8 protein-coding genes are annotated in these 16495 nt (G+C 38.8%); all 8 read right to left on the minus strand.

The genetic code is table 11. The features are described 5' to 3' along the window. Positions 1 to 9: 9 nt before the first annotated feature. A complete protein-coding gene (locus OQZ33_RS10200; RefSeq protein ID WP_265798940.1) occupies positions 10 to 3213 on the minus strand; it encodes a SusC/RagA family TonB-linked outer membrane protein in 3204 nt (1067 codons plus the stop codon). A 28-nt stretch (positions 3214 to 3241) separates the two neighbouring features. Further along, complete coding sequence (locus OQZ33_RS10205; protein ID WP_265798941.1) at positions 3242 to 3802, minus strand: discoidin domain-containing protein; 561 nt, start codon at positions 3800 to 3802, stop codon at positions 3242 to 3244. 790 nt (positions 3803 to 4592) lie between these two features. Then, complete coding sequence (locus OQZ33_RS10210; RefSeq protein ID WP_265798942.1) at positions 4593 to 5480, minus strand: ROK family protein; 888 nt, start codon at positions 5478 to 5480, stop codon at positions 4593 to 4595. Positions 5481 to 5537: 57 nt separating this feature from the next. After that, positions 5538 to 7805 (minus strand): GH92 family glycosyl hydrolase, encoded by a 2268-nt coding sequence (locus tag OQZ33_RS10215; RefSeq protein WP_265798943.1) that lies wholly within the window; start codon positions 7803 to 7805, stop codon positions 5538 to 5540. A gap of 206 nt (positions 7806 to 8011) precedes the next feature. Then, positions 8012 to 10189, minus strand: coding sequence for a hypothetical protein (locus OQZ33_RS10220; RefSeq protein ID WP_265798944.1), 2178 nt, complete (start codon positions 10187 to 10189; stop codon positions 8012 to 8014). Positions 10190 to 10197: 8 nt separating this feature from the next. Beyond that, positions 10198 to 11364: a glycoside hydrolase family 76 protein gene (locus tag OQZ33_RS10225; protein WP_265798945.1), complete on the minus strand. Its 1167-nt coding sequence runs from the start codon at positions 11362 to 11364 to the stop codon at positions 10198 to 10200. 106 nt (positions 11365 to 11470) lie between these two features. After that, a complete protein-coding gene (locus tag OQZ33_RS10230) occupies positions 11471 to 13291 on the minus strand; it encodes a RagB/SusD family nutrient uptake outer membrane protein (protein WP_265798946.1) in 1821 nt (606 codons plus the stop codon). Between the two features lie 12 nt (positions 13292 to 13303). Further along, entirely contained in the window at positions 13304 to 16489 is a 3186-nt protein-coding gene (locus tag OQZ33_RS10235) for a SusC/RagA family TonB-linked outer membrane protein (RefSeq protein WP_265798947.1), read from the minus strand. Positions 16490 to 16495: the final 6 nt, after the last annotated feature.

Raw genomic sequence — 16495 nt, forward strand, 5'->3', positions numbered from 1 at the left:
CTGTTATTATTAAAAATTAGCGGTTAAACCCAAAGAGTAGTTAGACGTTAGTGGATAACGGGTACCATTATTTGTGTTAAGCTCTGGATCCCAAAGTTTAAATTTACTGATGGTAAACACATTGTATCCCATGCCGTAAATTCTTAGGCGTTTGATACCTAATTTCTTGATGCCTTCTTTTAGGGTGTAACCGAAATCTGCGTTTTTCAATCTAATGAAACTGATATCGCGAAGCCACCAAGTACTCGACTGATAGTTGTTACTATTTGTTCCGCCGTACGATAAACGAGGATAAACAGCATCTTGACGAGGGTTGGTTGGCGTCCAACGATCTGCTGCAACCGCTAACATATTGCCTAAACCACCAGAGTTTGCGAATGAAGGAATATTTAAAAGAATATCGGCATTATCCTGACCTTGGAAGAATAATCCGAAATCGAAGTTTTTGTACGTTAACGAGAAACCAAAACCATAAGTAGTACTTGGAAGATCTCCTCTACCAATAATTGTTCTATCAAATGAATCGATTTTACCATCGCCATTTAAATCCTTATATTTTATATCACCTGGCATCAGTGTACCAAACTGCGTTGGACTTGCATTGATTTCTGCCTGACTATCGAACAATTTTTCGGCGATATAACCTACACGTGTAGCTGCCAACACATTAAATCCACGTTGTTCCATCCATGGGTAAGCTTGTGGCGCCTGATCGTTTTCAATTACTTTATCTTTATTAAAAGTAACGTTAGCTCTTAAATTTAAGCCCCAATCTTGCCCCAACTGTGCATCATATTGAATCGTTCCATCGATACCTTTATTTTCTACCACACCGAGGTTTCCAATTGGCGTGTTCGCCAGGCCAATGTAATTTGGCACTGTTCCTCTGGTAATGAACTGATTTTTTCTCCTCTCCTGAAAGAAATCGACAATTAATGATAGGTTATTGTTAAATGTTTTTAATTCGAATCCTAAATCCTGTTTACGTGTTTCAGCCCAGGTTACATCTACACCATAAGCCGTTACCCCTAAACCACCCGGAGAAATGGCTCCATTTTGACCGAAAGTATAACCGCTTGCACTGCCAACCTTGGTTAAATAATAAAAACGTTGACTTTCATCATTTACGTAGTTTCCGCCACTTCCACCACTACCTACAATACCATCAGAATAGCGGAATTTAACCATTTGGATTGCATCTTTTAATGGCTCAAAGAATTTCTCGTTTGATAATAGCCATCCCAAACCAAATGCAGGGAAAAATCCGTAGCGTTTATCTGGCGCAAAGTTTTCAGAACCATTATAACCCACGTTTGCTTCAAAGAAATACTTATCATCATAAGCATAAGTAGCACGACTGGCAATGCCTTGTAAACGATATGGGAGCGAAAGCGTTAAGTTACCCGCGAACGGCGTAGTGTTATCGTTTTGGTTATACAATAATAAACCCGTTACGGCATGTTTACCAAAAGTACGGTTGTAATTAATAGCAGCCTCCACGTATATTTTCTTATCTCCACCATTGCCAATACCATAATTTAAAAATTCCTGACCTTGAAGGATCAACCCATATTTGTAACCCGAAGCTGGATTTCCAGGTACGATATATGGATCGTTAGGATTAATTCTATACAAACTTTCTCTTCTGGTTCTGTTCACCGAACTATTGGTATTCACATCAAAAGAGAACATGGTTGTAGCTGATAAACCCGGAGTAATTTCTTTTAAATCCTGAGTTAAACGGATGTTCGAATAAAGCTGAGTACTGTATCCTACTCTATATCCATTTCTGGTTACATCACCATAAGGGTTACGTTGATCGGCCTGTGGACTGATTCCTGGCAAACTTCCGTTTGGATATAATATCGGGAATGACGTTGGATTAATTAGAAACGCCTGGTTAAAAATATCTTGTGCCAGCAAGTTACTTGGATAACTGGTTTGCGCCAAAATCCCTTTAATCCCTAGATCCAACTTAGTAGTACCGGTAATATCCCAGTTTAAATTAGCACTTACATTATAGCGTTCAAAATTTTGTTTAGCAGCATCGTTTACGGCCTCATCGGTTTTAAATAAACCATTTTCGCCATAATAACCTAATGAAACATAATATTTTGCATTACTTACACCACCAGATAAGTTGGCGGTAACCGATCTGTTTCTACCAAAATCCCTGTAAATGGCATCAAACCAGTCAACGTTTGGATAGAGAATTGGATCTGCACCCGATTGCGTTTTTTGGATGGCATCAATGGAGTATGCTGGCGTAAAAGCACCTGCAGCACCAGCTCTTAAATAGTCAGAATATTTGGCTTCGTTGGCTAAATTCATATAATCTACCCCATCAATCAAATCTGGTTTTTTAGTGAACCGGCTAATGCCTTCATAATACTCCACATTGATACGAGGGGCGCCAATCTTACCTTGTTTGGTATTGATCAAGATTACCCCATTTGCACCGCGAATACCGTATACGGCAGTTGCAGCAGCATCTTTTAGTACAGTGAAGTTTTCTACATCATACACACTGATATCATTTAGGTTACGGTTTGGAACCCCATCAATAATTACCAGCGGACCTCTATCATTTGCGGTTAAAGAGGATACCCCACGAATAAAAATATCCGATCCGGTAGCACCAGGCTCACCATTTCTGGATACGTTTACCACACCCGGGATACGACCAGCCAACAGCTGACTCATACTGGAAACCGGTTGTCTTAGTTCTGATGCTTTAACTGATGACTGTGCACCAACTAAACTTTCCTTTTTCTGCGTACCGAAACCTACAATTGCAACCTCTTGCAAATCAGCTCCTGTAGTTTCTTTTAAGCGAATATCTAGTACTGTCTGGCTTCCTACTGTAATTTCCTGAGTATCGTAACCCACATAAGTAATAACAAGTACAGTATTTTGATCTGGCACTGTTATAGTAAAAGCACCATTTACATCGGCTGCAGCACTAATAGATGCGCCCTTTACTTTAACTCCTGCGCCTGGTAATGGCAAACCAGCAGCATCTTTAATAATACCGCGGATCACGATATCGGCTTTGGCTTGCGATAGCAAAATCGAACTGTTTATTTTAATAGCAGATGCGTTGGCTGTAGCATATAAACCGCTGCTCAAAGCCAATGCAACTGCAATAGCCTTGGAAGCAAAATTTTTAAACCTGAGCTTACCCTCCGTTAAATTTGTAAGTTTTTTCATCATAATTTTTTGTTAGTATAAATAGTTCAGGTTATTGTTGTTCTTCAGGTACTTCAATTAAACGCCATTCTGATAACTGGAAAAGCGAACCACTCCCAACAGCAGAAATGCTGATGCGATAATGATTATAAAGCACTTTGTTTTTAAAGCTGTAAGTTTTCGTCAGGTTACGACCAGAAAATGTTTCGCCAGTTCTGGTATCTAAATCAACCCAAGTGGTTCCATCTGTAGATCCACTAAACTTCCAATCTTTCGGATCTCTGCCAGGTGCGTCGCCACCAGATGTTAAGGTGTAAGAAGCCACTTGTTGAGGTGATGGAAAAGATAATTGCATGTAGAAATTAGTCTGATAGGGATTGATTAAAAATTTCGAATTGAAATCGTTATCAATCACTTTTGCAGATCCTTCGCCTCCTGAGGATCCGGCGCCATTTTCGATGTTTACCGTTAGTATTGCTTTCGCGGTAACATCTACTTTAGCCTTCCAAGTAAAAAGATCGACGGTAGGATATTCCTCCTTACCACACCCAAGAAGCAGGGTAAATACTGCAATAAGGCAGAAAGCTTTCTTGGCATTTTGAAAAAAAATCATAATTAATAAAATTAAAATTGTTAGTTGGTTGCGTATGAGAATACAGCAGATAAAACCTTTTGCAGAATTTTTAAGAATTTAGCACGCAAACTTCGTCTACATGAATACATTACATGGTTCATTAGCTTTATTGCTATTTCTAATGTAAAAAGTATTCAATCAAAAATTACTTACCCCGATATCAAGTACCTTGATGATGATTTTTCTTGTTAGTCAAATCCATCTGGCTCTACTTGTCAGGCAGTTTATTTTAAGGGTTAAGATATACCATAACATCACTAATCTTTTACTATTAATGAGTGTTGATAATTACTGATTTTCTGTAGTTTGTTTGGTAACGTCTTAAATAAGAATCTGATTTAGGTAATTTTATCGCCATATCATTCGAGATGTTAGTTATGCATCTCTACAATCCTTCTTGCTGGAAAAAGAATTGCGATCGTTCATCCTTATCAGGGAAATGGTGTGAGTTTGGTTTTTTTCATATTGGTTGGCTTAGGTTGTTGGTTAAATTATATTAAGCTTACTATTGGAACAGGGATACATGTTAAAGAATACATACTAAAACATGCTAAAACGTTTTAGTATAAATCTCTAAAAAAAACCCGCACATTAAGGGCGGAGATTTAATAAATCGAATAATGCTAAAACGTTTTATTACCCCAATAATAAGCACTTTAAGAGTTTTTGCAAAGTCAAATATTTGTTACAATGAAGAAATAAAGCTTTAAATGAGATTTTACCTAATAAAACCTCGTTAAGTTGTACTATTTCCTTGTTATTCCAAGATTTATGAGTTTATAGAGTTAAACTTTTCATCGCAACAGCTTGCTGCACCAATTAAAGCTGCATGCTCTTTCAATTCTGAAATTTTGATAGCCGCATGAATGCCATTCCCTTTTAAAGTTGCAATAAGTTCAGGCGAAAATTCATTAAATGCCTGAGCAATGTTTCCTCCAATGATTACCGTATCAATTTTATTTTTATTGATAATTGGAATTAAAAATTGTGCAAGATTATAACCAAACTCCATAAAAACCTGAGTAGCTAGATGATCAGTTTTGACTGCTTCTACCAATTCCTTTACGCCATCTAGATTAATTCCACTTAAATGTTTGTACCTTTTTACAAACCAACGTGTTGCCAGATAATCTTCAGCGATACCATCTAAAAATGATGAGTTCCATAAATCAGCATCGGTTGCTTTCTGGTTGATACAAATGGATGAACCTAAGCCAGTACCTAATGTTAGGCCTAAAACATTCGCATTGCCTTTTGCTGCTCCCGCAAATACCTCTCCCTGCAAAAAGCCTGCAGCATCATTAATAAAATGAATATGATCAGCAGGAATATCAAGACGGCCAGCTAATTCATCTTTCACATTTATTTGATAAAGCGCCTTAAATTTATCTTGATCTTTTATAAGTGAAATGCCATTCTCATAATCAAACGGACCTGGCATAGCAATTCCAACAAACCTTGAATCTTTTGCAACACTATCAAAAGCATCATTAATAATTTCTACCCAAGCCTTTAAAATAACTTCTTTACCCTCTTGTGAGTTGACAGCACTACGTTTAATTGAATTCGTAATTAAGCTTCTCGTTTCTAAATCTATCAGTGCGGCCGTAATATGCGAACCGCCAATATCGACACCTAATGCCACAGGCTTTTCCATTCTTTTCTCTATATTTCTGTAAAAATAATCATTTCTAGCTATTACTAAAACGTTAAACTAATTAGTTAACGAAAATGGCTTATCAGCTTTCAATAAACCTCTATTTAAATCAGGCTTGTTACTCATTTCCAGTTTTATTATACCACCATTAATTAAATCCTGGTGTGTTATAAAATTTCGGGTGTATGTTTTACCATTTAACGTTGCCGATTTGATATACACATTTGTTGCGCTGTTCTCTGGCGCTTCAATAATAAATTGTTTGCCATTCTCTAGGTTAATAGTTGTTCTCTTAAACATCGGACTGCCAAAAACATATTCGCCTGTTCCGGGTGTAACGCTGTAAAAACCCAGTGCACTTAATACATACCAAGATGAGGTCTGTCCCTGATCTTCGTCGCCCGGATAACCATTTTCAGTTGCATTGTAGAGCTTGCTCATCACCTCACGGGCGTGAAACTGTGCTTTCCAAGGTTGGTTGGCATAATTATACAGATATACCATGTGCTGAATGGGCTGGTTTCCATGCGCATATTGACCCATGTTTGCCATCACCATCTCTGTCATTTCGTGAATCATACCGCCGTATGTACCCACTTTTATATCATTAGGCTGCGAAAATACGGAATCTAACTTAGCAACAAAATTTTCATTTCCCCCTATCATGTTGATCAGGCCTTTTGTATCTTGAAAAACCGACCATTGCCAGTGCCAGGCATTACCTTCGGTAAAAGGCCCACCCCACTCAATAGGATCGAAATTCGGTGTCCATTTCCCATTTGAATCTTTGCCTCTCATAAACCGAGTAGCAGGATCGTAAACATTTTTATAATTATACATCTGGCGCTCAAAAATATCCATGTAAAACTTATTTCCCGTCATTTTAGCCAGTTCATATCCACAATAATCATCGTATGCATACTCTAATGTTTTAGCAGTTGCTTCGCGATATTTTGGATAGGGCACATAACCCAATTGATAGTAGTCACGCCAACCGTCACGGCCATTTGCCGGCCCCCAAGGCCCTTTATTGGTCGCTTCGTGAAAGTAGGCTTCCAATGCTTTTTTCGGATCAAAACTGCGTAAACCTTTGGCCCATGCATCCGTAAATAGAGAAATGGCATGGTTCCCGATCATACTTCCAGCCTCACTTGGAAAAGACCAGGATGGCAACCAACCACATTGTTCGTAAGCTTCAATCATGGCCTGCATGTATCGGCCATGCATTTCAGGATGAAGTAAAGTATTTAGCGGGAACTGCGCCCTAAAAGTATCCCAAAAACCCGTGTCGGTGTACATATAACCTGCATGTACCGTTCCATCGTAAGGACTAAAATAATGCGGTTTGCCACTTGCATCTATCTCGTAAAATTTTCGTGAGAAAAGGCTGGCACGGAAAAAACACGAATAAAACGTTTCCATGTGGGCTTGCGTTCCACCTTCTACCACAATTTTATTTAACGATTTATTCCATACGGCAGCACCTTTTGCCTTTGTTTGCTCCAAAGTTTTGTCGGCACCTAATTCGGTTTTTAAGTTTAACTCTGCTTGCGCTAAGCTGATATAAGAGGAAGCCGTTTTAACCTGCACCTTGGCACCTGCTTTAAATTCTATATAGGCGCCTTTCCCCAATCCATTAGCAAACGTCGAATCTGCTTTAACCGTATTCCCTTTATTTTCCCAAGTGCCATACGCCTTTATCGGCTGATCAAATTTTAATACGAAATAACTTTTCCAGCCTTTTTTGAAGCCTTCGCCATTGTTTACATAACCCGTTATTTTGTTTTCCTTCGGATAAATCTGAACGCCGCTTAACCTGGTGTAGCCATCAAGAATTAAAAAGCTTTTTTTGCCTTTGGGATAAGTGAAACGTAAATGTGCCCCACGTTCTGACGGAGAAATTTCGGTTGTAATTTTGTTATCAAACGTAACTTTGTAATAATTTGGCTTTGCGATTTCATCCGCATGAGCAAACTTCTTTTCCCTTTTATTTTCATCAACTACTAACTCATCTATCATCGGCATCAAAGAAAAAACCGCATAATCTCTACTCCATGAACTACATTGGTGTGCTTGCTGAAATCCTCTGATTTTATCTTTAAAATACTGATATTTCCATCCATCGCCATTTCTTCCGGTTTGAGGCGTCCACGTATGCATGCCGAAAGGCAAAGCCGTGGTTGGATAAGTATTGCCTCTTGTCAATTCGTGCTTGGAATTGGTTCCTTGCAGGGTGTTTACATAATTAACCAAATCTTTTTGCTGTGCCAATAACCCTTTGGCTGCAACGCAAATTAAAATGGTAGTTAAAAATTTGAGTTTCATTTGTGTGTGTTTGTTTTTACTAATTATCTCGTACGAAATCAATCTTTAATTATCTATCGTCATTTCGAAAGAAATCAATCCTATACTTTGTCGTCATCTCGAACGAAATCAATTTTTCATTGATTGAGGAGAGATCCCACTTCAAAAATTACCGTTTCAAATGCGATTTCTCCATCGCGAAAAGCTCATTTCGAATTTTATTCTGCTTACCAGCTGATGTTAACCTGTACACCTTCACTGAAATTCGCAAAGCCCAACAGCAGTGTTTTTGATTTTTCATCCCACTCATTTTTGGTAAGAGATAATTCTTTTCCGCTTGAGCTTGCCGTAACTTTTGTTGGTTTACCAGTCAACAGAATTCGCATGATATTGTTGGTTTTCGAAGGGCTTTTTGCTAAAAATTGATAAGATTTTTTTGTCGAAACCTCATCTGTTACCCTTGCCGCCGCAGCCAAAACCTGAGGTTTGCTTTTATTCTCTGCTTTATTTACATCGAATAAATAAGCCTGTGAATTGGGCTTAATGGTTTTTGTATTCAACACAGGAAGTGCAGGATCGAAAAGATCAATAAAAGTTCCCGTTAAAGTTACTGGCGATTTGCTTTGACTTTCATCTAATACCGCGGCAATAACAAATGGTCCACGTTCTAAAACAAAGTTGTTTTTTAAAACCAAATTTCCTGCTTTTGCATCATCTTGATAAGCTCTTTTAACCGTCGACATAAAATCTTCGTCACCATTTTTTAGCATAATCAGCTCTTTTGGATCTTTGCGTACCAGGTAAACTTTGCCTTTACCCACTTCATAAATCCCGCCACTTTCGCTTAAAGGTCCACCCAATAAGCCGAATAAATGCGCTGATGGGGCTTTAAAGGTGTTTCCATTGCTATTCCACCATTCTTTCACATTCTGGAATGGATCGTTATCTCTACCGTAATAAAGCAAAACGCCGCCCGCTTTTACCCATTTGCTTAACTCCTGGTGGAAATCAGCAGAAAGCGGTTTCATATTGGCGTAACTCATGATCAAGACCTTAATATCTTTTAAAGTATTTTTATTGGCGAGGTTTTCAATATGAACAGTTTCCACCGGAATGCCTTGTTTAAGTAATGGAATGGCCATTCCATAAAAGTTAGACAACTGAGGATCATCGTAGCCCTGATGGGTTGGAAAACGTTGAAACATCATCGAGTTGGAAAGTAAAACCCCAATACCATGGCTCCCATTTAATGTGTTTTTTGAAAGTGGCATTTGGTTTAAAGAGTTGACCATAATTTGCATTTGAGTGGCGTAGGCTGGAGAAATTGACTGACGCTCTTTCATTCCTTCCACCGGAAACTTACCTCTATAAATGCGATTTGGCCATGGCATTACTTCGTAATTATCGACCATTGGATATAGTAATTCAGCAGTGAATGTAGCCTCATAATTCACTTTGTAATCATCCCACGATCTTGCTCTATCTTCAATCGGATCTGTCAAAAAATAAATCTTCCTGCCTGTTGGTGCCGTCATCGAAACCATAGAACCATACTCCAAAAATGCATTTTCAAATACCCGCTCTTTCATCAACCCGTCGTAATAAATCGGCTCCCGAGAGGTACCTGTCCACACCTGAGCAATGTAACCGTCCATTCCTTCTAAATTGGCCAAACTCGCCTCCGGACTTACAATTTGCCATGAAGAATAATTAATGAGCGAGTGTGTTGGCACGAAACATTTTACCCTTTTTCCTTTGCTTTCGCTATAGGTTTTCACATAGGTGAACACTTCTTTTAATGCATTGAAATAAAGTTGATATTTAAGTTTGGAAGATAAGTAAGTAGCTTCCGGTGATTCGTGTTGCGCCATCCAGGGGAACCCGTAGTATTTTTGCCATTCATTTTTGAAGGTTTGGCTATAACCAGCCCGGGCCCAAAACTCGGGTTCTTCCAAATAAATTGCAGTTACACCGGCATCAATGGCCCGCTTTACGTGGCTCTTCATATAAGTAAGAAAACTCGCTGTAGGAACGATATAGGGTACATCTTTTCCATGCCAAATGGTTTCGCCATTACGCATCATCTGGCCTTCATCCAAATGGTTTTTTCCATCCCATTCGCCTAAGAAATAATCTTTGTACTGGCCCCAGGCAATACCGGTCATAAATTGTACTTCGTAGCCTTTATCCCGGTAACCTTTAACCCGTTCTTCAAATTTCCCGCCATCATCATTAATGCCGTAAACCATTGCAATATCCGATCGAACATCGTAATCCGGGCTCCATGGTGCGGATATCTGAAAGGAGGTTTTTTGCTTGGATTTGAATTGAGCAGATAGATTACTTTGGGGAAATAAACCAATTGCCAACGCCGAAAGAGACACATAAAATTTAAGGTTCTTCATATCGATTTCTAGTTAGCAGGAGCGAATAATTGCATGAAAGTCACCGCACTACTCGATTCGTAAGATTGAACAATGCCTGTTGGGCAGGGTGCTTTGTAATTGCGGTGCATAATCCCACGACCAAAATCGCGGTTTTCCCAGGCGGTATTGGCGTTAAAAATTGCCCATTTACCATAATCACCTGCCGGATAAACCTTGGCCAACTCGGCTAAGTACTGCGCAAAAATAGCTTTTAGTACCCCTTGCTCATTCCAGTCGCCTTCGGCAGGCAAAATACCACTCGGATCGCTCATGGCATTTTTGGTATAATTGGTGGCGATTTTTGCATCGTCTAAATAACTTTGCGTATTGGTATTTTTATACAATAAAACCGCAGCGCCAATGAGCGTTCCCTGGTTGTAAGTGTAATCTTCGAAGCCAGGGTTGTTATCGCCAACCTTATGATCGGCTACCCTGCCTTTAGCTATATCGAATAAATTTATCCGAGACCATTCGTAAATTTCTTTCGCTTTGGTTAAATAAGCTTCTTCTTTTGTGATATTGTACAAACGCATTGCTGCAATGACTGTTGGAAAATTTATGCAGGCGTTTTTTCCGCTGTGCTTAAAATCCCAAAACATACCACCTTTAACCGGATCATAAGAACCGCTCCACACTTTAGCAAAGCCAGATTTAGCCTTGTCAAGGTAGGCTTGATTTTTGGTGATTTCGTAAGCACGGGTAAGCGACATAATCCACCACATCATGTCATCATAAATAAACCACTCAACAGAGTTATCCCAATTGTAATTATCGTAACGTTTGGCTCCTCCGTCGTACATATCAGTAATCAATTTATAGTAAGCGGGGTCTTTGGTACGCTCATAAATATTCATTACGTTGTCCCAGTAAATGGCTTGGGTCCAGATAGCGGCTAGGCCTTTTTTTTCGGTAGTACTGTAGTAAAGTTTATCTGCAGGGCTATAGTAAATGGTATTGAAAGAATTGAAGGCAATAGTGGCTTCGGCAGCAGTAAAACTTGTTGGGGTGGCTGGTGGTAAGGTTGGTGGTTTTGTTGCAGGCTCTTCAGTGCCTTTTTTGCTACAAGAGCTGATTGAAATTGCGATAGTTAAACTTAAAAACGCAATCAGTATTTTAAGTTTGCGAAAATTTTTAGGTAAAGATCTATTTTCCATAATATGTGGTTCTTATGGCATGAAAAGAATATCAGGGCGGCACTTACAAAGGTAAATCATGTAAGCACCACCTGATTTTAGTTATTTCGATGTTTCATTTCTGAAACTACCAACCTGGATTCTGCACCATTAAATCATCAGAATTAACGTCTTTTGCAGGAATTGGGAATAAGTAATGCCTCTTAGTGAAAGTCCTGGTTTCGAAAGGAATCACCGTTAAAAAGTTTGGTAAATTTTGAGTGATATTTAAGCCATAGATTGGTCCATTATCTGTAGTTTCAGCAATTTTCCATCTTCTGGTATCAAAGTATCTTACGTTTTCGAAAGCCAATTCTGATCTACGTTCATTTCTTATGGCTTGTCTCATCGCCGCCTGATCTGCTGGGGCTGGAATTTGACCAGCGCCACCACCATATTGAGGGATACCAGCTCTTTGTCTGATTTGGTTTAAATAATTCAAAATATCAGGATCACCTGGAGTAGATTCATTTAAAGCTTCAACATAATCCAAATATAAATTACCCACACGATACAGTATACCAGCACGGTTACTCTCATTCCAGTTGCCTAAACCCATTGCTTTTCTAACCGCATAACCAGTAACGGTATAATCGTTACCACCAGTGGATTTACCAGAGTTACCATTGTTATTGAATTGTGTGATCACATTACCAAACCTGTTATTCAACCAAACACTGTTATGGTAGGTAATATTTACATAAAAACGTGGTTCACGGTTAACCCATTGGTTATAAGTTTCTGTTGCGATCGGGCTTCCTGGTGCTTGATAATTGGTAAAACCAGAAGTTACGTAACCTGATAGCGGATCGGTAATGCTACGACCATTTGCAGTAAAAAAAGCGTCTACCTGATTTTGGGTTGCGCCTAAGCCTGCAGATCCCCTTACTTCAGAGTTTGAACCACTGTGGTAAGGTGTCATCTCATATTGTCTGCCACCAATTGAAGCATCCAATCTGGACATAATAATTTCACTATTGAATTTATCTAAAAAGACATCACGGCAAGATAAATAAGCATTTAAGCTTCCATCTGCATTGTTTTTTCTATATAAACTATACGTTCCTGGAATAAATTGAGTGATGTAAGCTTTATAAGCATCAGATGCTCTTTTCCATTTTGTTGCATCGTAGGTTTGACTAATCAGTTGTTTTCCGTCTTTGTTTTTAAGATTTGCTAAATCAGTGTTGCCATTGAAAAGTGGACTTGCTGATAGCAAATAAGCTTGTAAGCGATACGCTAATGCTTGTCCTTTAGTTATTCTTGCATAATCCCTGTCGTTACCTGCTGCAACTGGTAAATTATCTGCAGCACTTTGCAATTCAGAAGTGATATAGTTGATGCATTCATCAAAGCTATTTCTCGGTAAACGGATACTTTCAGTTGGCGCATCAGGTTCGATTACATTTTCGCCTAAAATGATTACCGGACCGTAAATACGAACTAAATAAAAGTAATAAATTGCTCTAAGTGCTCTTGCCTCGTTTTTGTATTGATTGATTAACTGAGGCGTGATATCCTGGCTAACTTTATCAATGTTTGCCATAAAGAAACTCGCAGAACGAATACCTCTGTAAAAATTGTTCCAATACCCATTAACGAAGCCGGAGTTTGCATCCCAACTACCAATATTTACGTTGTTGGCCTGGTTAAAGCCCCAAACAAATTCAGCCTCGTCTGATGCGCCTGTCCAAACACCAGCGCTTCTACCTATATCCGGATTTCTTTGACCAAATTCATCAGGAATTAAACTGTAAACGTTTGCTAAAAATTTTTCTGCCGTAGCACGGTTAGTAAAGGTCTCTTCGAGGGTTAACCTATCATTAGGTACCTGATCTAGAAAACCTTTTTTACAAGATGTAGCTAAAGTTAAGCAAGCTACAAATGCAACAAATATGTATTTTTTCATGATTTCTGATTCTTAAAATTTAACATTAATACCTAAGGACAATGTTTTGGTGATTGGATACTTCGAACCATTTGCTCTTCCGCCAGTATTTAACTCCGGATCCCATAGTTTCCAATCACTGAAGGTTAACAAGTTGTTTCCAATCAAATAAATGGCTGCATTTTTTAGATAAATTTTCTCAGCAAATTTTGTTGGAAGATTGTAGCTCAATTGAGCTGATTTTAAACGCAAGAAGTTAACATCTTTAACCCACCATGAGCTCTCTAAAGTATTGTTGGTGTTGTCAGCTTCACCATAAGCTAAACGTGGATAAAAAGCATCTTGCCTTGGGCTTGATGGTGTCCATCTATCGGTTGCAATTTCATAAGCATTACTTAAACCGCCACCACCATTAAATGGAAATATGCCTGATCCACCTAACATAATGTCAGCACCGTGAGTACCTTGGAAAAACGTGCTTAATGCAAAACCTTTGTATGATGCACTTAAGCCAAAACCATAAACTTTATTTGGAACATCACCTCTACCGATTTGAGTTTTATCATAATCGTTGATTAATCCATCACCATTTAAATCGCTGTATTTGATATCACCAGGACGTAGATTGCTTTTTGATCCTGGCGCTGCACTTGCATCGATCTCGGCTTGTGTATCATATAATTTCTCTGCAACGTAACCAAATCTTGATAATACATTTGTTCCAACACGGTTCATCCATGGATAAGGTTGTATAGGACGATCATCAGCAATAATTTTATCTTTATTATAAGTAAAGGTTCCTCGTACACCAAAATCAACTTGACCCACTTTAAAGTTATACTCCAAAGTCGCATCGATACCACGGTTATCCACTTCACCTAAATTACCATAAGGCTGATTGGTTAACCCAACATAACCTGGGATAGATTGACGCTGAAAGAAAATACCGGTACGTTGCTCTTTAAATAAATCGACAATTAAATAAAGATTGTCTTTCAATGTTCTGATTTCCATACCTAAATCTTGCTTACGCGATTCGGCCCAAACTACATCAACACCATAATCAGTTACGTTAATACCACTTATTCCGTTATCGTAGCCTTTACCGTATTGATATCCGGCAGCACCATCAGATACTAATGTCAAATAAGCAAATCTTCTTCCAACCAAATCAGCATTGGAGATTTTACCAATACCGGTTATACCATCAGAGTACCTAAATTTTAAGAATGAAATGGTGTTTTTCATGCCTTCCCAAAATTTCTCGTTTGATGGAATCCATCCCACTCCGAAAGCTGGGAATGTACCGTATCTGTTATCTGGCGAAAATAATTCTGAGCCGTTGTATCCAAAGTTGGCTTCTACAAAATAGCGGTCATCATAAGAATATGTACCACGAGCGGCAACCCCAATAAATCTTTCCGGAATTGAAGCGGTAAAATCGCCAGCAAATGGATTGGTATAATCCTGTGTATAAGCTAAAATCAAACCTCCAACCCGGTGTTTTCCAAAGGCTCTATCATAGTTTACGGCACCTTCCGTATAAAACTTTCTGTTCCCACCTCTTGATGGCTCGAAACTTAAATAGTTACCCCCACTGGTAAACGATTGAAATAAATCTAAACTCCCATCTGCTTTGTAAGGGTTATTGATATCTCTAATGAAGTAAGTACTCTCTCTTTTTGATCTTCTGATAAAGTTTTCATTATAGTTATCAAAAGCTACCATTGCAGTTGCAGTTAAACCTTCAGTTACCATCTTCAAATCCTGAGTTAACCTCATGTTGGTGTACAATTGATTTCTAAATTCTGTACGATAACCTCTTCTGGTTAAATCAGCATAAGGATTTCTAAAACCTCCGTTAGAAGAACGACCTGGAATTAAACCACCTGGATAAATTTTGGGATATTCTACTGGAGATACATCCAATGCTGATGTAAAGATACTTTCGGTACTTTCTCCAGGATAATTACCCGTTGAAACATAACCTTGGATGCCTAAATCCAATTTGGTGGTATTAGTCAGCTTTAAATTTAAATTACTGGTGAAGTTGTAACGGGTATAATTTAGTGCTGAATTATATTGTGCCAAATCATCCGTTTTTAAGAAACCACCTTCATTGTAATAAGCCAATGAAACATAATACTGTGCATTATCAACCCCACCACTTGCATTTAAATTTGCTCTGCGGGTACTGCTATATTTATCAAACAGCTCATTCATCCAATTTACGTTAGGGTAAACCAGCGGATCTACACCTGAAGCCGTTCTGTTAATATAGTCTTGCGAATATTTTGCTGCCTGACCTCTTCCAGTCAAGGCTTCATTCGCAAGATTCATGTAAGTAACACCATCTAAAGCCTCAGGATGCCTTACAAAAGTGCTTAAGCCTTCGTTATAATCGAAAAAGATGGCAGGTTTACCCACTTTACCAGTTTTAGTTTTAACAATGATTACCCCGTTTGCACCTCTAACTCCGTAAACGGCTGTACCAGATGCATCTTTTAGAACGGTAAACGACTCAATATCTTCTGCATCAATTGCCGAAATCGAACGTTCTACTCCATCTACCAAAACTAAAGGTGCACTAGAACCACTAAAAGTTGCAATACCACGAATCCAGATATCTGCAGTACTTCTTCCTGGCTCACCAGATCTTTGTACTCCAACTACACCCGCAATTCTACCTGCTAATGATTGGGTTACGCTTGCTACGGGTTGCTTTAATTCTTTTGAATTGATGGTAGATTGTGCACCAATCAAGGAAACTTTACGTTGGGTACCGAAACCTACAACTGCGACTTCTTCTAGCGCATTTGAGCTTGGAACAAGTGAAACAGAAATATTTTTCTGATTGCCAACAGTAACGCTTTTTGGTTCATAACCTACATAAGAAATGATCAATACAGAAGATTCTGAAGGCACACTGATGCTAAATGCTCCATTTATATCAGTAGCTGCAACGGCTAAAGATCCTTTGACCTTCACACTGGCACCTGGAATTGGGGTTCCGGTTTCATCTTTAATAATACCTCTGATTACAATATCGGCAAAAGGTGATTTTAGTTCCTTTGTTGCCTTTGGCGATGTATTAATATTTATTGCATTTGCCGATGCATTAAATGTTAATCCGAATGCCAAGGATAGTGCGCCTAACCTGCAGGCGCTCTCCGTCCTCATAAGCGTGAGCTTAATGAGCCTAGTAAATTTTTTGTTCATATTGGT

Source organism: Pedobacter sp. MC2016-05 (assembly GCF_026239735.1).
GTDB lineage: Bacteria > Bacteroidota > Bacteroidia > Sphingobacteriales > Sphingobacteriaceae > Pedobacter.